The sequence below is a fragment of the Streptomyces sp. NPDC047061 genome, from assembly GCF_040643955.1.
Lineage (GTDB): Bacteria > Actinomycetota > Actinomycetes > Streptomycetales > Streptomycetaceae > Streptomyces.
This window is the reverse complement of record NZ_JBEYVI010000019.1, coordinates 75,441-97,528: the sequence shown is the minus strand read 5'-3', so window position 1 is coordinate 97,528 and position 22,088 is coordinate 75,441. Positions and strand designations below refer to the sequence as shown.

Sequence of the window (22,088 nt, the reverse complement as noted above, 5' to 3'; positions counted from 1 at the left end):
CCGCGCGGCCAGGCGTCAGGGGTGAAGGGCACCCGGCCACCGCCCGGCAGGTGCAGCACGAGCGCGTGCTGCACCTCGGCCGGCGCCAGCAGATGGCTCCGGTTGCTGCGCACCGCGTGCATCAGGGCCGCACTGCCGCTCTGCGCCAGCGACTCGTCCGTCCCCGCCTGGGCCGAGGCCCGCCCCAGCACACCGCCCCCGGGCCGCCGTACCGCGTCCGGGTGCCCCTCGGCGTGGTCGCCGGTGAGCGCCGGACCGAGGCTCCCGGACAGCGACAGCCCGCTGCTGAACCTCGACTGGGACTCGATCCTCACCACCTGGGTCAGATGGCTCTCCAGATTGATCTTCCCGGGGACACTGCGCCGCAGCGGATCCCCGACGGCCACCTCGGTCAGCAGCTGGAACATGCCGACCGCGCGCCCCGCCCCGTCGAGGAGCACCGGCGAGAAGACCCCCCGGTCCCGCTGCATCGGCAGAGTGCCCCGCAGCAGCGGCTCCGACAGGAACGTCTCCAGCTCCGCGAGGGAGTCCGCGTCCAGCGACCGCAGCCGCGCCCCGAAGTGCTCCAGCGCCTCCGCGAGCAGCCGTCCCGGCTCGGCCACCGTGTCCACGCCCCACACCGGAAGGTCGTCCAGGTCGGCGGCCTCCGGCAGCTCCCCCTCCTCGTCCCGCGCCAGATGCTGCGGGAACCAGAAGGTCACCGGCCCGTGCGACTGCGGCGCCCCCCAGGTGACCGGCGCGGCCAGCGCCGGGGTGTCCAGCCGCACCTCCCACTGGGCGGTGAAGTCGTACGGCTCCGACGGCTCGTTGCTGCGCTGCGCCGACGTCGTCTGCACCACCGTGGTCACCGACGACGTCGACGCGAGCTGGTTCAACGTCAGCGCGAGCGTCAGCGCGACGTCGACGCCGCGGACCGGGATCGCCCTGGTCACCGGGAACAGCCCGGTCCACGGCAGCAGCAGGGTGCGGACCGTGCCGGACGCCTCCGCCGACACCGACTCCTGGGTGCCGACGCCGCGCCGCTCCACCCGCACGTCCCGCTCGGCGCCCTCGGCCTGCCCGTACCGGGCCGCCGCCACCGGGTCCGCGAGGCGCAGCCGCAGATCCACCACCCGGTCCCGGCCGTTCACCCGCAGCGTGATCCGATGGCCCAGACTTCCACGCAGATACGGCAGGTTGAGCACCAGCTCCTCGGCGCTCGCCACGGTCCGCAACTGCTCCCGCACCGGGTGCGTGTCGGGCGCGTGCGCCAGCCCGAGCGCCGCCATGACCTGCTCGTGCAGCCCGTCCACGACCGCCGCCGACAGCGGTTCGAGGAACACCAGGCCTACGTTGCCGTCCAGTTGGGAGCCGTAGCCGAGAACGAACGTCGAGGAGGGCGGCGCGACGGGGGCCTTGGAGGCGGGCCAGGTGAGGGAGGTATCGGTGGGGATGGGGGTGGAGTCGGGGTCCTGCGTCTGACCACCTGTCAACTGGCCTGCGTGATCGTGGAGTTGCGGTCCGGCTGCCGTGACGTTCTCGATGGTGCGGAGGTAACGGCCGGGGATGCGGACCGGGCCTTGAGCGGTGTAGGCCATGAGGCCGGTGGTACGGACGGCCGTGCTGTTGGCGTGGTTGCGCAACAGGAAGTCGTTGTCGCGCTGCTCGTCGGGCAGGCCCAGGTAGTGCAGGGCCTCGTGCAGGAGGTCCGCGTCCGAGTGACCCAGGTCCAGGTGGAGTTGGTCGGCGCGGGCAGGCTTCGCCGTGTCGGTGAGGGTGATCGCCTCCGGGTGCGTCGGGTCGGCGATCAGGTTGAGCGTGACGTGAAGCTGGTCCCGTGAACCGGGCAGCTCCAGGCCCGAGTTGACGTGGGTGTCCAGCAAGCGCATGAGGCGTTCCTGGAGTCGGGCGGTGCGCTCCGGGTCCGTGGTGGTGACCGGGAGGTTGAGCGTGTAGTCGCGGACCCACTGGCCGTTGGGTGCCTGGATACGACGGATGCTCGTACGGACCAGGGTCGTCGCACCGCTGAGGACACCGGACCGGGGCGGGCTGGACTGGTCGGCGTGCGGATCGAACCGCTCGGTGGAGTGCACGGCGGGGCGAGCGTGCGGGCGCAGGCCGAACCAGGAGTCCTTGGGCGCAGGATCGGCGACATGCGACGCGGAGTGGTCGTCGTCGGCGCTGCGAGTGGGCGCGGGACGGTAACGGCCGCCCGGCATCAGGCTGTCGGCGTCCTCCGGACCCCGGGGCGCGTTCGACGGAGTGATCGTCACCGGGGTCGTACCGGCGCTCGCGTCGCTGGCGCTGTAGTGGTTGAGGCCCGTGTAGTGGACCTCCAGCGCGGGCGTGTTGGCGGCCGTCGGGCCGTAGCGCAGCACGATGCCCCGGGGGCCGCCGGTCGCGGTGGCTCCGGTGAGGGCGTCGGGCACCGGTTGGAAGACATGGATCGGGGTGCCGAGGGTGTCGGCGAGCAGCGGCAGCAGGGTGTCGCCGACCGGGTTCGCCCACTGGTCCGCCCAGTTGCCCACCACGGTGTCGAGGACCCCCGCCTCGCCCGGGGTGAGGGGGGCGGTGCTCCGGTGGTAGCCGGCGAGCAGCAGCGCCCGGCGCTCGGCAGGGGTCATGGCGGCGAGTGTCGGCAACCCGTTCACCGCACGGAGATACGCGAACATCCGCCGGTTGCTCGGTGCGCCGCCGGCCGGTGCGGGGGGTGCGCCCGGCACCGAGAGGGCTTGCAGATAGCGGGTCTGGAGGTCGACCGGGTCCAGGTCCTCGGCCTGGGTCACGCCCTGGATGCCGTAGTGGGTCAGTTGGCTGTCGACCCACGTGTCGGGGCGGTTGCGCACCTCGGTTGCGAACAAGTCGGCCAGGACACCGCGGAGTTGGCCGAGCACCTGGGGCGGGAGCGGGCGGCTGTCGTCGCGGGCCGCCGCGAGCCGGGCCAGCACCAGGTTCTGGAGGCCCTGCCGCGCGGCCCGGAGGTGACCGGAGCCCTGGTCGGTGGTCCCTGGGCGCTGCGCCACCGTCGTGAGGGTCTGGCGTACGGCGTTGGGCTGGGCAAGCCAGTTGTCGGTGCCCGCGTCGAGGGCCGGGTTCGCCCGCCGCAGGTGGGTGCGGACCAGGTCCGGCGCGCTGCCGATGACGGCGTAGAGGAGGCAGTTGCCGTCGCCGGGGGTCTGGATGGCGTTGCCGGTGGGGGTGACGTACGGGGAGAGCGGGTTGGCGGCCGGGCTGGCGGTGGTCCCGGTCCCAGTCCCGGTTCCGGTCGCGGTGGTGCCGGGGGGCGGGGGCGACTGGTCGAGCGGGGCCGCCTTGGCTTTGCCCTTGCCCTTCTCGGAACCCTTGCCCTTGTCGAGATTCTTCGCCTTGTCGAGGCCGGCGCTCGTGCTCGTCTGCTTGCCGGGCGCCGGCTTCTTGTTCTTGTCGGCCTTCTCGGGCTTGCCCGCTTTGCTGGTCTTATCTGTTTTCGCGCTGCTCGTACCGGACTTGCCCGGTCCGCTCTTCTTCGGCGGCTGCTTCGCCGGGGGCGGTGTGGGCGTGGATGTGGATGTGGCCGTAGTGGTGGCGGGCGCAGGCGTATGGGTCTGGCCGCCGGCCGGGAGGGGTGCGGTGCGGCCGTCGGGGGTCGGCCAGCGGGGCGGGGTGGTGGCGAAGGTGGTGCGCGGTGACTGCTCGGGGCTCGGGGCGCTGTCCTGGATGTCGACGGCCAGGTCCGCCAGTGCGTCGGTGGCCGAGGTCTGGTCGGCGGCTGCCTGCAACTGCGCGGTGACGGCCACGACGACCTGTCCGTTGCGCCGCGCGACCTCCTTCTCGGCCTCGGTCACCTCGTCCTGGGCGTCGGCCTCATCCTGCCTGGCGTCCCGCAGGTTGCCGGCCTGACGCACCACGTCCGCCGCATCCTGCTCCGCCTCCGCCACGGCCTCCTCATGGTTCTCCTGCTCCTCGGCGATCCGCGCCGGGCCGACCTTGACGATGTGCTGCGCCTTGGTCAACTCCACCCGCTCGGCGACGAGTTGAGCGGCAGTCTGCTGAATCGCACGGTCGGCGGCGGTGATCGCGGGGATCGTGGCCTGCACACGGGGGTCGTCGGCGACGTCGGCCGCCGGGTCGTGGGAGCGCGGGGTGCCGGGCGCGGCGGGAGCGGGGACAGGGGTCGGGGCGACACTCGACTGCCCACCCTTCGCCGCCTGTTGGGCGGCGGCACGCTCCGTGCGCACGGTGTGCTCGGCCTGCGTCAGCGCGGTCAGGGCCGTCTGGAGATCGTGGCGCCCCTTGGCCTCGTCCCGCACATGCTGCTGGATCACCGACGGCAGGGTGGCGACGGTCCGTTGGGCGTCCGCGTACTCCCGTCGCATCCGCGTGACCAACGCCTCGGCCGCGCGTTCGGCCTTCGCCGACACGGCGGCCTTCTGCGTCGCCCGCCGGTGGGCGTCGATCGCGTCCTTGACCGCGCGCTGCGCCTCCTGGTGGTCCTCCACGGCCGTGGTGTGCGCCCGGTTGGCCTGCTGGAGGGCGACGGTGAGGCGGGTCAGGAGTTGCGGGGTGTCGGCGAGGGTCTCGGCGGCGGTGTGCAGGAGTTCGGCCTGGGCGTCGAAGGCCGTCCACGCGGTGGCGAGGTCCGGGTCGTCGGTGATGAGGGCCCCGTCGGGGGTGAACTCCCAGCGCCGGATGCCCTGTTGGTCCCGGGTCATCAGCTCCAGCGGCCGGTTGCCCAGCACGGCGGCACGCGAGGCCGTGTACAGGGCCTGACCGAGCCGCTCGGCCTGCGGATCGTCGCCGAGGGCCACCCAGAGCTGGACGCCATCGCTGCCGGCCGGGATCGCCGAGTGCAGACGTTCGGGCAGGGTGTGCATCTCGGCGGTGGCCCAGTCGGGGACCAGCGCGGGCAGGTCGTGGAGGTTCGGCGGCAACTCCGCCGAGGTGAGCAGACCGTGTCCGAGGAGGTCGCGTTCCTCCACCCGGAGGGTGACCGTGCCGGTGACGTGCCGGGTGCCCTCGGGCCCCCTCACCAGCAGATGGGCATCGGCGTCGACGACGTAACTCCGCGTGCCGCGCGCCCCGTTGGCGGGCGCGGAGGTGCTGCCGGTCTTGAGCCAGTCGCGACGGCTGCCGGTGGTGGTGCCGCCGAAGGTGGAGGGCTGGGTCTGCCGCTGGGCGAGCGGCACGCTGATCCCGGCGATCTCGTGGTTGTCGTCGTCGCCGCTGAGGAGCTGCGTGTACGAGGTGGCGAGGGAGTGGTCGGCGCCGGCGGCCGTGCTCACCGTGTCGGTGGTGTTGTGGAGCTGGTCGAGGGTGACGTCGTCCGCCTGCGTGGAACGACGGGGGTTGTAGAGGGTGACCGCGATGGTCGGGGCCTGGTCGGGCGCGCCTTCGAAGGGGGCGGTGCCGGGCATCTTGCGGGTGAGGTCGGCGGCCAGCCGAGGGCGGTCCAGGGCGACTTGCCCGGCCTGGATCAACTGGCCGAGCCTGACCGCCTGTCCCTCCACCGACACGGAGGTGATCTGCGCGTGCCAGCCGCGTCCGCCACGCGGGGCCACGTCGTTGAGAGCCGTCCCCAGATGCGCCCAGCCGTCGAAGTGGAACGCCGGGGTCGGCCCCACCGGGTGGAACAGCTGCGCGTCGGCGAGATACGGGCCGGGGGCGGGGAGGCCGGCCGGCCGCACCCTGTTGCGCGGGTCGGTGCCGGAGACGGCGGACGGGGGGCTGACCCGGGCCGGGCCGCCGGGCGGGGTGGTCTCGGTGCCGGTGAAGCGCAGGGTCAGCCGGGTCCGGACGGTGCTGGTGCGCGGGTTGCCCCGCTCCAGCAGGGCCTGCGTCCAGCGGCGTACGTCGCCGTTCGCGTCGGCCCAGGCGATGACACCGTTCTGGATCAGACCGCCGATGACGTTCGGCGGCCAGTCGACGACCAGCGCCGAGCGGACGGACAGCTCGTAGTCGTACTCCAGGCCGTCGAAGTCGGCGCCGTTGTCGGTGCGCAGCCAGAACCGGTTGTCGGCGGTGGTCGCCCGGCGAGTGGAGACGCTGGTGGCCGACTGCGGGGTGAACACCGGCGCCGCGCGGTCGGTCTTGCTCGGGTCCGGGCCCTGGTTCGGTCGGAGGTATCGGGTCGTCAGGGTGACCGGGAGCTGTGTCTGGCGGACCGAGGCGCGGGTGGTGGTACGGCCGGCGGCCGTGTGCGACTGCCACTGTTCGAGGCCGGAACCCGGGGTCGAGGACCCCAGGACGCCCGCCAGGTTCTGGGTCCGCCGGGGCACGGCCGTGACCGTGAGCTCGACCAACCGCTCACCGCCGAAGCCGTGATGACGGAAGTGGAAGCGGGTCGTGGCCCGGCGCGGGGTGCCGTCCGGGCCGCGCCCGGGCAGCGAGCGCAACCCTGCGGGCGAGCTGAGCTGGGCCACCCGGCCGTGCACACCCTGCTGGTAACCGGGGTGCCCCGGGGTGACCGCGCCCGGCGCCTCGGCCTCCACCAGCGCGAGCAGCTCACGCCTGACCTGCCCGCGCCGCTCCCTCGGGTTGACCGGCCCCAGCGGGACCTGGCCGACGGTCGGCCCGGTCGTCGGGACGGGGGCCGCTGTGGGGCGGTCGTACTCGATGACGGAGAGGACTCCGCCGAGGCCCAGTTCGCGATTGCGGGTGTACGGCGCCGGGAGGGGTGCCGTCAGGGCCGGGGCGGGCGCGGGGGCGAGGCCCTGGACCGAGCCCATCCACCGTGCGTCGCGGGCGAGTTGGCCCTGGGTCATGAGGAACTGGAGGCCGTTCGGGACGTCGACCGCGAAGGTCACGGGGGCGACCGTGCCGGGCTCGCCGACGCCGTTGAGGAGCGTGCGGGAACCGGCGCGGACCGTGACCACATAGGTGACGTCGGCGACCACCCGGTGCAGGTCGCCGCTCTCGGTGGGCGTGCGGTTGACGCCCGTACTCGCGGCCAGGGTGTCGGCGGTGTCGGTACGGGAGACATGGCCGAGCCGTGCCGAGGGGTTGAAGAGGCCCTTGTACGACTTGCCCGCGGTCTGGCTGGTGGAGACCGAACCGTCCGACTCCGGGCCGGTGTTGCCCTGCCCGGCCGCGTTCGTGGGGCCCGCCGGCCGGCTCGGCGGATTCTGGGTGAGGACCCCGCTGCCGCCGAACTGATGTGACTTTCCGAGGGACTTGAGCTGCTGGGCGCTGTCGGTCGCGGAGACGCCGGTCTCCAGGTACTGCCGGGTGGTGTCCAGCAGGCGGGGCGTGTGGGCGATGGCCTGGATCTCCAGGGAGTACTGCCCGTCGGCGAGCGTCCCCGGCAGGCTGAGGCCCTCGACCACGTAGGAATTCTTGAACAGTTCGTGCCCGTGGGCGACCAGGCTGCCCGGCGTGATCGCGGCATGCCGGGTCTCGGCGGCACGGGTCGTGCTGTCCCTCAGCCCGTGTCCGGCGAGCGGGGAGATGCCGTCGCGCGCGGGGCGGGTGGGCGCGGGAGCCGGGGCCGTGCCGGTCGTCGCCGGGGCGGTGACCGGGAGGATCGGGCCGGTACCGGTGTCCGTGGTGGCGGTGGGCGTCGGCTGTGCCTGGCGGCGGATCTCGGCGGCGGCCCGCTGGAAGACCGACTCGATGGCGGCGGCCCCGCGCACGGTGTCGATCAGCGCGTCGTCCGGTATCCGCACCAGCTCCGGGCGCGGGACGCCGTTCGCGTCGGTGCCGTCGAGCCGGGCCATGTCCGTCGGGTTGGTGGGGCGCGGCGCCCCGTCGGCCGGTGCGGTGGGTGGGGTGGGGGTGGCCGAGGGCGCCTGGGTACGGCCGTGCGGCACGGCGAGGCGCAGCGAACCGGAGACCGTCGGGGGGTGGACGACGGGGGGTGCGGGGGCGGCTGGAGCCGTACCGGTAGCTGGGGCGGCAGGAGTCGTACCCGTGACGGCGGGTGCCGGGGCGCCCGGGGTGACGACCGGGGCCGGGGCCGAAGTCGAGGCCGGTGCCGGGGCCGGAGCCGCCGCCCGGTTGATGTTCTCCCCGAACCGCTCGGTGGGCCGGTCGCCGTCGTCCACGTACAGGTCCAGCGCCAGGTCCACCGGCACCTCGAACTCGTGGCTGTCCTGCCCGGTGGCGATGAAGAACTGGTCGTGCCCGGTCGCACCGCCCACGGTGTCGCCGTGCGTGATCTGCCGACCGTACTGGTAGTCGGCCCCGAAGCCGATCGACCCCCAGGTCCCGGTGGGCCCGCTGACGCTGCCCATCGGCCCGAACGCGCCGCCGTAGGACTCACCGCGCTGTTCGGCGTCGCTGCCCGCCATCTGGGCCAGGCCCATGACCTGGATGCCCGGCAGCACCAGGTTGTGGTTGCTGGCCTGCGTGGTGTCGCGGGTGGCGGTGAGGAGCAGTCTGATCCGGCGGACGCCGGTGTCGGTGCTGTTGGGCACCTCGAAGTGCAGGGCGTGCCCGCCGTCGACCATCGCGTCCGTGGCGGCGCGCAACCCGGTACGGGACCGGGCCTCGCGCAGTCGGCGCAGGTTGTTGAGCTGAGCGTGCAGCCGGATCTGGTGCTCGGGCTCGTGGTCCCGTACAGCCTGCTTGAGCCGGGCGCCGATCCCGGTGGGGCGCGCGGCCGTGGAGGCGGGCGGCAGGAAGCCCTCGCGGCGCAGCCACGCCTCGGCCTCGTCGAACAGAGCGTCCGTACCGGTCACGTCGAGCGGGGCGGTGCTCAGTCCGATGCCGTCCAACCGCTCCAGCGCGTCCGGGAGTTCGCGCGTCTCGGCGGCGGTCGGCGCATGTCCCGTGGCGTCCGCCTTGCTCAGGACCCGCAGGTCCATGCCGTGCGCCTGGGTCAGGGCCGGGGCCGCCGTCTCGGTGCCGTCCGGCCGGATCAGCGTGACCCTGTAGGTGACGCCGGAAGGGGTGAGCAGATGGCCCCGGTTGGTGCGGATGGCGTGCATCGTTCCGGCGGAACTGCTCGCGCTGTAGGTGTTGGTGACGGTCGCCTGTGTCTGCCCGCGCAGGCCCAGGCTGCCGCCGATGACGCTCGACGCGTCCGGGTGGCCCTCGCTGTGGTCCCCGGTGAGAGCGGCGGCGCCGCTGCCGCTGACCCCGATGCCGCTGGTGTACCTGGAGGACAGGTCGACCTTCGACGTGTTGACCAGGTGGCTCTCCAGGTTGATCTGCCCCGGAGTGCTCTGCCGCAGCGGCGTGCCGACGGTGGGCACGGTGACCAGGTGCAGCATGCCGACCGCATTGCCGCCGGCATCGGTGATCACGGGCGAGTAGATCCCGCCGTCCACCTGCATGGGCAGCGTCCCCCGCAGCACCTGCTCCGAGAGGAAGTCCGAGACCTGCCCCGCGGCGGTCTCGTCGAGATCCGCGCGGAAGGTCTGATGGACATGCTCGTACAGAGCGCGCGGGTCGATCACCGAGTCGACACCGTACAGCGGAAGATCGGCCACATCAGCCGGCGCGGGCAGCGAACCCGCCGCCGGATCGGCGGTCGTGAGATGCCGCGGGAACCAGATCGTGGTCGGACCGTGCGACGCCGGCCCGCTCCACCCGCCCGTCGCCGGGGCGGTGGCAGGCGCGGTGACCGCCGGGCCGTCCACGCGCACCCGCCAGTTGGTGGTGAACTCCACTGGATCGGAAGGCTCGTTGGACCGCTGGGCCGACGTCGTCTGCACGGCCTGCGTCACCGTCGTCGCATCGCTGGCCTGGTTGTGCGTGATGGCCGCCGTCAGCGAACCGTCGATGGCCCGCACCGCGGTCGGCGCCGTGATCGGCCAGGACCCGGTCCACGGCACCTGGAAGGTCCGGTACGTCCCCGACGGCTGACTGGAGAAGTTCTCCCGCGTCCCGAACCCGCGCCGCTCGACGTGCTTGTCCGGGTCCCGCGTGTCGAAACGCCCCTGCCGCAACGACTCCCGGGCCTCGGACAGCGTCAGTTGTACGTCGACGGTGTGATCGTTCCCGTCGACCCGCACCGTGATCCGGTAACCGCCGTTCGAGCGCAGATACGGCAGTTGAAGAGCAAGGCTGTCCCGGCTGAGCGCGTCCCGCACCTGGTCACGCACCGACTCCGGCGGGTTGTCCACGTCCAGCCCGAGCGCGTCGTACACCTGCCCGTGCAGCCCCTCGATCACCTCGTCGGAGAACGGCTCCGCGTAGACGAGCCCCACCGCGCCGTCCGGGACCGCGCCGTAGGAATTCACGTAGGTGGACGGGAGTTGGGTGCGCGCGGGCGGCGGAGCGGTCGGGGCCTGGGAAGCAGGCCAGGTGAGGGTCGTGTCCGCGGGGATGGGGGTGGAGTCGGGGTTCTCGATCGGGCCGTCCGCCAACTGGCCGGCGTGGTCGTGGAGTTGAGGACCGGCGGAGGTGACGTTCTCGATGGTCTCCAGGTACCGCCGGGGGATGTGGATGGGCGTGTGGGTGTCGGCCATGAGGCCGGTGGTGCGGACCGCCGTGCTGTTGGGGTGGTTGCGCAACAGGAAGTCGTTGTCGCGCTGCTCGTCGGGCAGACCGAGGTAGTGCAGGGCTTCGTGAAGGAGGTCCGCGTCCGAGTGGCCCAGGTCCAGGTGGAGTTGGTCGGCGCGGGCAGGCTTCGCCGTGTCGGTGAGGGTGATCGCCTCGGGGTGGGTCAGGTCGGCGATCAGGTTGAGGGTGACGTGGAGCTGGTCCCGTGAACCGGGCAGCTCCAGGCCCGAGTTGATGTGTGTATCCAGGAGACGGGTGATCCGGTCCTTGAACTGCTGGGTGAGAGCAGGGTCGTTGGTGGCGACCGGGAGGTTGAGCGTGTAGTCGCGGACCCACTGGCCGTTGGGCGCCTGGATACGACGGATGCTCGTACGGACCAAGGTCGTGGCACCGCTGAGCACACCGGGCCGGGGCGGGCTGGACTGATCGGCGTGCGGATCGAACCGCTCGGTGGAGTGCACGGCGGGACGGGCGTGCGTGCGCAGCCCGAACCAGGAGTCCTTGGGCGCCGGATCGGCGACATGCGACGCGGGCCGGTCGTCGTCGGCACTGCGAGTGGGCGCGGGACGGTAACGGCCGCCCGGCATCAGGCTGTCGGCGTCCTCCGGACCCCGGGGCGCGCTCGACGGAGTGATGGTTGTCGGGTCGACGACGAGGTGGCCGGCGTCCGTGGCGCTGTAGTGGTTCAGGCCGGTGTAGTGGACCTCGATGACCCGGGTCGCGGTGGCCGGTCCGATCAGGGTGACGGTGTTGGTGGTGGGCGTAGGGCCCGGCCGCAGTACCTCCACGGCAAGGCCCAGGGTGTCCGCGAGCAGCGGGAGGAACAACTCGCCCTGGTTGGTCTCATACATCTGCGCCCAGTTCCCAACGGCGCCGACCGCGTGGGCCAGTTCGGCGTCGGTGAACTGTACGGGGCTCACGGTGTAGCCGTGCCGGAGCAGCGTGCGGAGCTGTGTGTCGGAGAGGTCGTCCAGTGTGGGCAGCCGGCCGGTGTCGCGCAGATACGCGAACATGTCCCGGACGCTGGGCTCCGCCGGACCGGCTTCTTCGTCCTCGGTCAGCGCCCGGGTATAGCGCGCGTTCAGATCGTCCAGCTGCTCCGGTTCCGTCACCCCGTGGATGCTGTACTCCTGGAGGGCGGCGAGGAGTTGGGGCCGGGTCATGGGCTCCGTGTGGCCCTCGAACCACTGCGCGAGTGTCTGCCGCACCTGGCCCACCACCTCGCGCGGCAGGGGGCGGGCGCCGCGGGCCTCGAACAGTCGGGCGTCGGCGAGGTTGCGGAGCCGGTCCGCCGCGACGATCAGGTGGTGACCGGCCCGGGGCATCGGGGAGGTCCCCGGCACCCAGTGGGCGAACTCGGCCAGTCCGGCGCGGACTTGACTCGGCCGGCTGAGCCAGGCGTAGGTGTCGGGGGCCGCCTCGCGCAGTCCGGGGAGCGAGTCGCGGACGTGTTCCGGGTCGGTGCCGATGAAGGTGTACAGCATGCAGCGGCCGTCACCCCGGGTGTCGATCGCGATGCCTCGGGCCGGGCGGATCTGGAAGGAAGGGGGGAGGGACGGGATGTGATTGGTCTGGGGTGACGTGGGGGCGGTGTGGCTGGTGGGGGCGGTGGGGCTGACGCCGTCGGTGTCGTTCTGCGCGGGTGCCTTGCCCTTGCCCTTGGCGTCGCTCTTGGCCTTGGCCTCGGCCGGGGTGAGGGTGGCGGTGTCCGCCTCGTCATCGGTCGTGGTGGTGTTGCCGACCAGGACGTCGAACGCGCTCTCGTGGTCGGCGGTGGTGTCGCCGTCACCGGTCGGCGAGGTGTCCGAGGGCGGGTCGACGACGGTGGTCGTCGGGTCGACCGCAGTGGTCGTCGGATCAACGACGGTGGCCGTCGGATCGACCACAGTGGTCGTGGGATCGACAACAGTGGTCGTGGGATCGACAACAGTGGTCGTGGGATCGACCACAGTGACCGTCGGATCGACGACCGTGGTCGTCAGGCCGGCGTTCGGGTCCGCGGGGTCGTTGTCCCCGGGGTTCTCGTTCCCGGTGGTCGTGGTGTCGTGGCCGCCGGTGCTCGGGGTGTTGCCGGTCGAGGGCCCCGCCGTACGGGGGCGCCCGTAGCCCGGCCAGCGCGGGGCGACGGACGCCAGGGTCGAGCGTGAGGTGGGCAGCGCCGAGGGGCCCTCGGCAAGCACCGGGCCGGCCGCCAGGGTCAGACTCGTCTGCGCGTTCACCCGGCCGAGCGCGGCGGCGTCGCGCTCGCGCAGGGCGTTGTCGAGCCGCGTGTCGATCTCGTGGAGCGTCTGCTCCGCCTGCTCGTGCTTCTGGCGGGTGTCCTCGTGGACCCCGGCCGCGTCTTCGGCGAGTCCGCGCGCCGTGGTGGCGTCCGCGCGCGCCGTGGTGGCCGTGGCCCGCACCCCCGGAAGCCTCGTCCGCACCTCCCGCAGCGCCTGCTCGTCGCGCGCCAGGCGAGCCTCGGTCTCCCGCAGCGCACCCCGGTCCTGCCCGAGCCCGGCCCGCACCCCGCCGAGATCGCTCTCCAACGTGCCGACCTGCTCGGTGAGTCGGTCGATCCGCTGCGTGAGACCGGGGTCAACTGCGGGCGTGGGGGCGGGTGTCGTAGCCGTATCGGATGTGCCGGAGGCCTCCGACGCCGACGGCTGCGTGGCGGCAAGGGCGTTGAGGACCGTCAAATCCGTTCGTACGTTGGTGAGTTGGGCGCTGAGGCGGATCTCCTCGCGCTCCCCCGCCGCGACGGCGTCCTGGAGCGGGCCGATCGCGGCACGGGCCGTGGACACGTCGCCGATCAGCTTCGTCTCGCGGTCGACGAGGTCCTGGAGGCGCTGTTCGGCGAGGTCCGCCCGCTGCTCGGCGGTGGTCGCGGCCGTGTCGGTCCGGTGGGCGTCGGCCGCCGCGTCGGTGAGTGCGGTGGCCGCATCGTTCAGGGCGTCCTGCGCGTCGGGCCGCAGCCCCCGTTGCCGGCCCTCGTCGAGCAGCGCCGCCGCGTGCTGCTCCTCCGCCAGGTCGAACGCGGCGGCGGCGTTCTCGAAGTCCCGCCATGCCTGGTCCAGGGCCACGACACCCGTACCCGGCGCCGCGTCGTCCGTCCCCGTTCCCGTCCCCGTGCCCGGCGCCCTCGTGAGCGCCCCGTCCGGGTCGAGGGACCAGATGCGCAGCCCCTCGGGCCCCCGGGTGACCAGTTCCACCGGGTGGCCGTGGAGGCGGGCGACGCGGGAGGCGCCGTAGAGGGACAGGGCCAGGCGGGAGCCGTCGGGGTCGGGGCCGGTGGCGACCCAGAGCTGGTAGCCCTCGTCCGAGGTGTCGACGCCGGCGGCGAGGGCGGACCCTACGTCCCGCAGGGGGATCGTCGCCCAGTCCGCCGGCGCGGTGTCGGTGCCCGCGGTGAGCAGGGCGGGGAGGTCGTAGACGCGGGGTACCGGGCGGGGGTCGGTGATGCCGTGGCCGAGGGCGTCGCGCTCCTCGACGCGGATCGTGGCCGTACCGGTGACATGGCGGACGCCACGGGGGCCTGAGACCTCGATGTGGACGTCGGCCCGGACCTCGTAGCTGCGGGTGCCGCGGCCGCCGTCGGCGGGCAGGCTGGTACTGCCGGTCTTGAGCCAGTCGCGGCGGCCGCCGGAGACGGTGCTGCCGAAGTTGCTCGCGTCGACGGGGCGTTGGAGTACCGGTGGGGTCACGCCGAGGAGGTTGCGGTCGGGGTCGTCGGCGCTGAAGACGGACGGCAGGGAGAGTCCGCTCGTGGTGTCGCCGCCGGAGACCGTGCTGCTGTTCTCCGAGGTGATCCGGAGCCGGTCGATGGTGACGTCGCCGCCGTCGGTGACCGCCCTCGGGCGGTACAGCGAGACGGTGAGGGTGGGCCGTCCGCCGGGGGCGCCGGTGAGCGGGAAGGCGCCCGGCATCGTCGGGAGCAGGCCGCCGACCTGGCGGGGGGTGTCCAGTGAGAGGGTGCCGGCCTGGATGAGTTCGCCGAGCCGGATCGCCGCGTTCTCGTCGGAGGTCGAGGCCGGCAGGGAGCGCCAGCCGCTGCCGGTGGCCGGGGCCACCTGGTCGAGGGCGGTGTACAGCTGGCTCCAGCCGTCGAAGCCGTAGACCGGGACCGAGCCGGTCGGCTGGAACAGGTCCGTCTCGCGCAACGCCCAGGGGTCGTCGGGCAGTTGACGGGGGTCTACGCGGTGGAGCGCGGGCGGTTCGGGGGCGGGCAGGGTGCGCTCGGCGGTCTCGCTGCCGGTGAAGCGCAGGCTCACCCGGGCCGGTACCCGGACCTGGCCGGCGAACTCGCCGGTGAAGGTGCGGCCCAGCCAGGCAAGGGTCGACCCGTCGGTGTCGTCCCAGGCGATGACCCCGCGCTGCACCAGTGCGCCCAGGACGTTGGGCGGCCAGTCGGCGACCAGCGTGGAGCTGACCGTGGCGACCAGTTCGTAGTCCAGGTCGTCGAAGTCGGCGGCGCTGTCGGTGCGCAGCCAGTACCGGTCCTCGGCGGTGCGCCCCTGCTTGCCGACCTTGCTGGAGGCGGTGACCAGGTTGGCGGAGGGGCCGGTCCGGTCCGTGCGGTCGTCGGTGTGGGGGCGGGTGAAGCGGGCGATCGGATTGAAGGTGAAGCGGTGCTGGCGGCCGACCGAGGAGGAGAGCGAGCGGCCGTCCGCCGTGTGCGAACCCCATTGCTCTATACCGGACTTGTCGCTCGGCACCGCTGTGCCCCGCACCGCCTCGCGCTGTACGCGGGTGCTGGTGGGCCGCGCCGAGAACGTCACCTGGACGAGTGCCGAACCGCCGAACCGGTGGTGCCGGAAACTGTAGGTGGCCTGTCCGCCGCCGCGCCCGATCAGCGCCCGCTTCCCCGCGACACCGGTGTTCTCGGCGATCAGCGCGGCGACGCCGGGCAGGTAGGAGGCGTGGCCGGGGGTGGTGGCGCCGGGGGCGTACCGGTCCACCAACTCCCTTACCTCGTGCTGGAATCGGGCGCGCTGCTCGGACTGCGGGGTCGCTGTCGGGCCGGTTCCCGGGTCGGAGAGTTCGGTGACGGAGCTGACCGTGGCGAGGCCGAGGGTGCCGTCGCGGACGTAGCGTTCGGGCAGTGGCGGGCTGGTCTCGCCGACCGTCGACGGGGCCGGCAGCGGGGGTGTGACGGCGCCCATCCACCGTGCGTCGCGCCGGAGTTGACTCTCCGTCATGAGGAACTGGAGCCCGCGCGGCACGTCCACGGCGAGCCGGACGGTCTGTGCGCCCCCGTACCCGACGGTGTTGGCGAACACGTTGCGGTGTCCGGACCGTACGGTGATCACGTAGGTGACGTCGGCCGTGACCCGGTGCTGGAGGCCCGACTGGGTGGGCGTCCGGTTGGTGGCGGTGGTGCTGGTGAGGGTGTCGGGCCGGTCGGTCTTGCGGTCGTACTGGTAGCGGCCCGACGGGTTGAAGCGGGACGGCGTGGGGGCCGCGGCGGCGGGCTGCCCGTCCACGGGGGCGGGGGCCGGCGGGTTGTTCTGGGTGGCCGAGCCGCCGACGCCGAACTGGTGGGTCTTGCTGAGGCCCTTGGACTGCTGTGCCGTGTCGGCGGCGGAGATGCCGGTCTCCAGGTACTGGTTGACGCTCTGCGTCAGCCGGGGTGTGTGGGCGACGGCCTCGATCTCTATGGAGAGCTGGCCGTCGGCACCGAGCCCGGGCAGCGTCAGGCCCTCCACCACATAGGTGCCGCCGAAGATCTGGTGTCCCCGGCCGATCAGCGCACCGGGCGAGAGCGCGGTGGTCCGGGTCTCGGCGCTCACCGTGGTGGTGTCGCCGAACGGACTGCCGAACAGCGAGCTGCTCAGGAACTCCTTGACATCACCGACGAGCCGGGAGACGCGCCCGAGCGGGCCGGGCCGCTGGACCTGGTCGCTCTGCCCGTCCTGATCGGCGTCGACGGCGGAATTCCCGTCACCGGCACGGGTGTTGGTGGTCGTGTCGGCGCCGGTGTTCGTGCCGGCGCCGGTGACGATCTGCCGGAACGCGTCCTGGAGCGCCGCCGAACCCCGCACCACGTCGATCAGCGCGTCGTCCGGGATCCGGACCACGTCCGGGTGCGGGCGGGACACCCCGTCGTCGCCCGTGGTCGTCATGGCCAGCCGCTCGGTGTCCTGCGCCTGGACGGGTCGTACGGTGTACGGCGCATCGGTCGGCGCGGGCTCCGCGGCGTCCACGGTCCGCGCGTGCGGTACGGCCAGCCGGACCGTACCGGTGACGCCCGGCACCCCGCCGGCCTCCACATCGCCCTCGGGGCGCGGCCCGGGCATCGCGTCGCCGAACCGGGCCACCGGCTCCTGGCCCGGGCCCTCGTACAGGTCGAGCGTGATGCGGGCCGGTATCGCGAACTCGTGGGTGTCCTGCCCGCTGGCGATGAAGAACTGGTCGTGGCCGAGCGTGGTGCCGGTGGCGTTGCCGAGCGAGGCCTGGCCCACGTACTGGTAGTCGCCGGTGCCGGTCAGGGTCCAGGCGCCGCCGTTCGGAGTGGGTCCGGTGATCCCGGCGCCCGCGCCGAGGCCCCCGCCGTACGTGTTGCCGAGGCGCGCGGTGCCGCCGCCCCCGCCCTGCGCCAGGCCCATGACCTGGATGTCGGGCAGCACCCTGCGATGCTGCGGCGCGCCGCCCGCGAGGTGCTGGGCGCCCAGTTCCAGACGTACCCGGCGGCGGCCCGTGACCGAGGGGATCTCCAGGTACAGCGAGTGGCCGCCGTCCACCATGGAGTCGGTCGCGGCGCGCAGCCCGAGCGGGGATCCCAGCTCGCGCAGCCGCCGCAGATTGTTCAACTGGGCCTGTACGAGAGTCTCGTCGGGCAGCCGGCTCCGGCGCGGCGCGGACCCCGGGGGTGGCGGCGCGTCCCCCTCCGGCGGCGGTGCGGGCGGCAGGAAGCCCTGCTCCCGCAACCAGGTCTCCGCGTCCGTGAACAGCGTCTGGGTACCGTCCACGCCGAGCGGCGCGGTGGACTGCCCGATCGACTCCAGGGTCGCCAGCTCGTGCGGCAGCGCGCGGACCTCGTCCTCGGTCGGCGCGTGGCCGGTGGCGTCGTCGGCGCTGAGCACCCGCAGGTCGAGCGCGTGCGGCCAACTCTCGGGACGGTACGTCGACATGCTGCCGTCGGGCCGGATCAGCGTGAGGGTGTACTGGACGTCCGCCTCGGTCAGCAGGTGGCTGCGGTTGGTGCGCACCGCGTGCATGGTGCCCGCGGAGTTGCTGGTGCCGAACATGTTCTGCGCGGCGAGGGAGAGGGTGCCCTTGCCGTTGACGGTGCCGCCGAGGACGCCCGACGCGTTCGGGTGCCCCGGGCGGTGGTCGGCCGTCAGCGCCGGGCCGGCCGTGCCGCTGAGGTTCAGCCCGCTGTTGAACGTCGTGCTCTGGTCGTTCTTGACCACGTTGACGACATGGCTCTCAAGGTTGATCTTCTTGTCGATGCTCTTGGCCACCGGGGTGTTCCGGGTAACCCGCGCGTCCAGCCGCATCATGCCGACCGCGCGCCCGTGCGCGTCGGTGAGCACCGGCGAGTACAGCCCGCCCTCGACCTGCATCGGCAAGGTGCCCCGCAGGATCGGTTCGCCCAGGAACTCCGCGAGCTGGGCCGCCGAGGTCTCGTCCAGTTCGTCCTGGAAGTTGTCCACCGCGCCCTCGTACAACCGCCGCGGGTTCAGCACCGAGTCCACGCCGTAGATGGGCAGTTGCCGCAACTCGGCGGGCGGGGGCAGCGCCTGGCCGTGGTCCCGGTCGGCGTCCACGAGGTGCTGCGGGAACCAGACGGTGACCGTCCCGTGCTGCCGGGCCGGACTCCAGTCGTGCGCGGGATCGGGGTCCGCGACGACAACTGCCGTGTCGGTGCCCTCGGTCGCGTCCGTGACCGGGGGCGGCGCGTCCACGCGCACCTGCCAGTTGTCGGTGAAGTCGTAGGCGCGGGAAGGCTCGTTGCTGCGCTGGGCGCTGGTGGTCTGCACGACCTGGGTGACGGTGGAGGAACCGTCCGCCTGGTTGTGCGTGAAGGTCCCACCGAGCGCGATGTCCACCCCGCGGACCGGACCGGCCGCCCCCACCGGCACCGACAGGGTCCACGGCACCGGAAGCGTCGAGAACGTGCCGGACGGCTGCGCGGAGACGATCTCCCGGGTGCCCTGCCCGCGCCGCTCCACATGCTTGTCGGGATCACTCGTGTCGAGTGCGCCCTGCCGCACCGACGGCCGCCGGTCGCCGAGCGTCAGCCGTACGTCCACGTACCGGTCGACGCCGTCCACGTCGAGCACGATCCGGTGACCGCCGAGGCTGCGCAGATACGGCATGTTCTGCGTGAGCTGCTGCTCCGAGAGCACGTCCCGCAACTGCGCGTGCACGGGGTCGTCCGGACCCGGGTCGGTCCTGCCGAGCGCGGCGAGCACCTGCCGGTGCAGCCCGTCGACCAGGTCCGGCGAGAACGGCTCCATCACGACCAGCCCCACCTGACCGTCGTGCCGCTGCCCGTACCCGCCGAGGTAGGAGGTACGGCGCCCACCGCCGGCCACTACCTCGGTCGGCGTGGTGGTGTCCCCCTCCGGGGTGGTCAGGGTGACCACCGGGACCGACAGGACCGCCGGGACCACGGGGACGGCCTCGGTCTCGGCCTCCGTCTCCGTCTCGGCCGGATCGGTGTGCGCGGTGGAGGTGGTGGACGTGGTGGCCACCGGGGTCGGCGCGGTGTGGGTCGTATCGGCCGTGTCGGTCGTACCGGTGGTGTCGGTGGTGGCCTTGACCGGGGCCGGCGGGTCGGCGCCGGGCGCTCCCGGCGCGCTCTTGGCCGGTCCCCGTCGGCCGCCGCCGGTACCGGTGCCGGTGCTCCGGGGGTCGTCGGCGGGGTCGCCGACCAGGGTGCCGATCAGTGCGAGGTGACGGGGGCGCAGCCCGCCGGAGGTGTACGCCGGGTCCGTGGTGGGTGTGAACCGGGTCGGGTCGCCCATGAGGCTGGCCGTGCCGCCGCGGTGCGGGGCGGCCGAGTCGAAACCGCTCTCGTCGCGCAGGCCGAGCTGGTGGCCGATCTCGTGGGCCAGGTCCGAGTCGGAGATGTCGGCCGGCCACGAGTGGTGCGTGGCCGGGGTCCCGTCCGCCGGGTCGGTGAGCGTGACGTCGAGGTGCGCCGTCTCACCGGGCGCGGCCGGCACGACGGTGACGCGCAGCAGGCTCCCGTCCTCCAGCCGGTGCCCCGGGGTGTTGAACACCCGCTGCACACCGTCCGTCAGCCGCTGCTGGACACCGCCGACCTGCGGCCCCAGGCCCGGGTTCCCGGTGAGCCGGTAGGTGACGGTGAGATCGGTGACCGGCTCACCCCCGTGCTCGAAACGCCGTACGGCGAAACCGGCCCGCACGACGTACTGCGTCCGCACACCGTCCGCCCCGACCGGCCGGGACACCGGGTCGACCCAGGTGTGACTCCGCTCCGACGGCGTCGCCCCGGCCCGCGCGTCCGCGTAACTGCCCGGCACCGGGGTGGTGTTGGGCGTCGCGGAGGGGGTGAGGACGACGGGTTCCAGGGTGGGTGTGGGAGTCGGGGTCGGTGTGGGCGTGTTGTCCGGCGCCGGGTCGGACGAGAGCTCCGAGGAGGTGTGCACGGGCGTCGGCGCCGGCGTACTGGAGGGGACAGTCTCCGGCGCGGGATCGCTGTCCGGGGTCGAACTGGTCGTGGGGGGCGCGCTGTCGCTGGTGGTGGTTACGGGTGTGGGGAGGTCGGTGCCGGTGTGCGTGCTGCTCGGGAGGGGAGTGGGATCGGTGGTGGTCGTGTCGGTACTGGAGTCGGTGTTCGTGGTCGTGTCCGTGCCGGTGTCGCTGTCGACGCCGGACTCGGTGCTCGGGGAGGCGTCGGTGCCGTGCGTGGTGCCATTGCCGTTGCCGTCAGACGTCGTGCCGTCCTCCGGGCGCCCCTGTGTCGTGGTACGGGGATTCCCACCGGAGTTCGAGGACGTACCGGAACCGGCCGTCGGGCTACCCGAGTTGGTACCGCTCTGGGCGGGCACACCGGACCCGGTCGTGTTCGTACCCGTGCCCGGCGGCACGACGCCGGTGGTGGGCCCACTCGCGACCGGAACGTCCGGCGAAGGAGCCGGAGTCGCCGTGTCCGAGGTGTCGCCCTGCTGAACTGTCTCTACGGGCGCGGGAGTTCCCGACTCGGTGGTGTGCGGGGTGGGATCGTCCGTGTCGGTCTGCTGCGGTGTCCTCGCGGGCGTGCTCGACGACGAACCGCCCCCGCCGGACGTACTCGTCGCCCCGTGCGGAATGTTGCTCTGGAGGTCTCCCCCGTCGACCTTCACCTCGTCGAAGTGGGTGTCGAGGTCGGGGACATCCGTGTCGAGGTCGGTGGAGCGGGGCGGCGGGGTGCTCGTGGAGGTGCGTTGCGGGGTGTTGACCGTCGACGAACTGCCGTTGTTCGAGGTCGTGTTGACGGCGCCGGGGTTCGGCGTCGTCGTCGAGTCGTCGTCCGTGGTGGACGAGTTCGGCGATGTGCTGGTCTTCGAGGGGCCGGTGTCCGTGTCGGAGTCGGTGGTGGACTCGTCCGGGAGGTCCGCCGTGCCCAGGGTGTTCACCGGCACCGGGGTGTTGAAGTTGAACTTGTTGCCCAACGCGCCCGCGCCCTGGCCGAGGTGGCGTTCGCTGATCGAGCTGAGGCCGCTGCCCAGGAAGGTGTCGAGGGGGTCGATGGGGAAGCCGAAGGCGGACGCCATGGCGAGTTCGGCGAGGGTCTCCGCGCCGCCCTCGGTGAGGAAGTGCTCGGCGTCCTCGCCGAGTTCGTGCGTCAGCTTGGAGCCGAAGGACTTCGGTGTGGGCGTCGGGGTCGGGGTCGGCGTGATGTGCGGGGTCGGCGTGGGTGTGGTCTTCGGGTTCGGCGTGGGGGTCGGCTTCGGGTTCGGCTTGGTGTTGACGTCGGGGTTGTCGAACTTCTGGTTGAACTTCTTCCCGTTGCCGGGGACGTCCTTGAACGGGTTGTGGCTGCCGAAGATGTTCTTGAGGTTGTTCTTCAGACCCTTGCCGAGGTCGGTGAGCAGTCCGTGGAACAGGCCGGCGAACGCGCCGAACGCGCCGTCCTGGAGGATCTGCGACCAGTCGAAGCTGTTGGGGCGGCGGCCCTTGGGCGCGCCGATCATCATGGCCAGCCGTACCGCGAAGGTGGTGAACGCCTCCTCGATCGCCTCGGTGAGGCTGGGCATGAGGTGCGTCTTCTTCATCAGCCAGTCGAGCAGCGTCAGAATGGCGACCCGGCTGCGGGCCTTCGCCACCGCGGCCTGGCTGGAGGCGGACCCCCCGGTGAACGCGGACAGCACCGCGATGACCATCAACTCGATGAGCAGCCGCACCAGTTCGGCGATGATCTGCCACTTCGACTCCATGATGTCCATGGAGGACTTGGTGCGGGACTGTCCGATGCTGTCGAGCTGGTCGGCGAAGTCCTTCAGGTAGTTGACGCCGCCGCTGTCGAGGAACATGTGCATCGCCCGCACATAGTTGTTCCCGACCTGCGGCGGCAGCGCGCGCCCCACCCCACCGGCGGTCTGCTCGATCAGGTCCGAGAGGTCACGCATACGCCGGCCCAGCCGCTCGTACGGCTTGCCGTTGGCGTAGGCCATGTCCTCGTCGGCCTGGAGCATTCTTTCGCCGATGAGCACGAACAACAGGTTGTTCAGCTGGGGCGACGCGTGGATGGTCAT

The 22,088-nt window shown here is 72.7% G+C and carries 1 protein-coding gene (only partly in view); it reads right to left on the bottom strand.

Translation table 11 applies throughout. The features are described 5' to 3' along the window. Positions 1-22,088, bottom strand: the 5' portion of a protein-coding gene (locus ABZ887_RS25985; RefSeq protein ID WP_361293479.1) for a hypothetical protein. Its footprint begins 5,767 nt before the window's first position; the window shows 22,088 of its 27,855 coding nt (coding positions 1-22,088); its start codon is at positions 22,086-22,088; its stop codon lies off the left edge, out of view.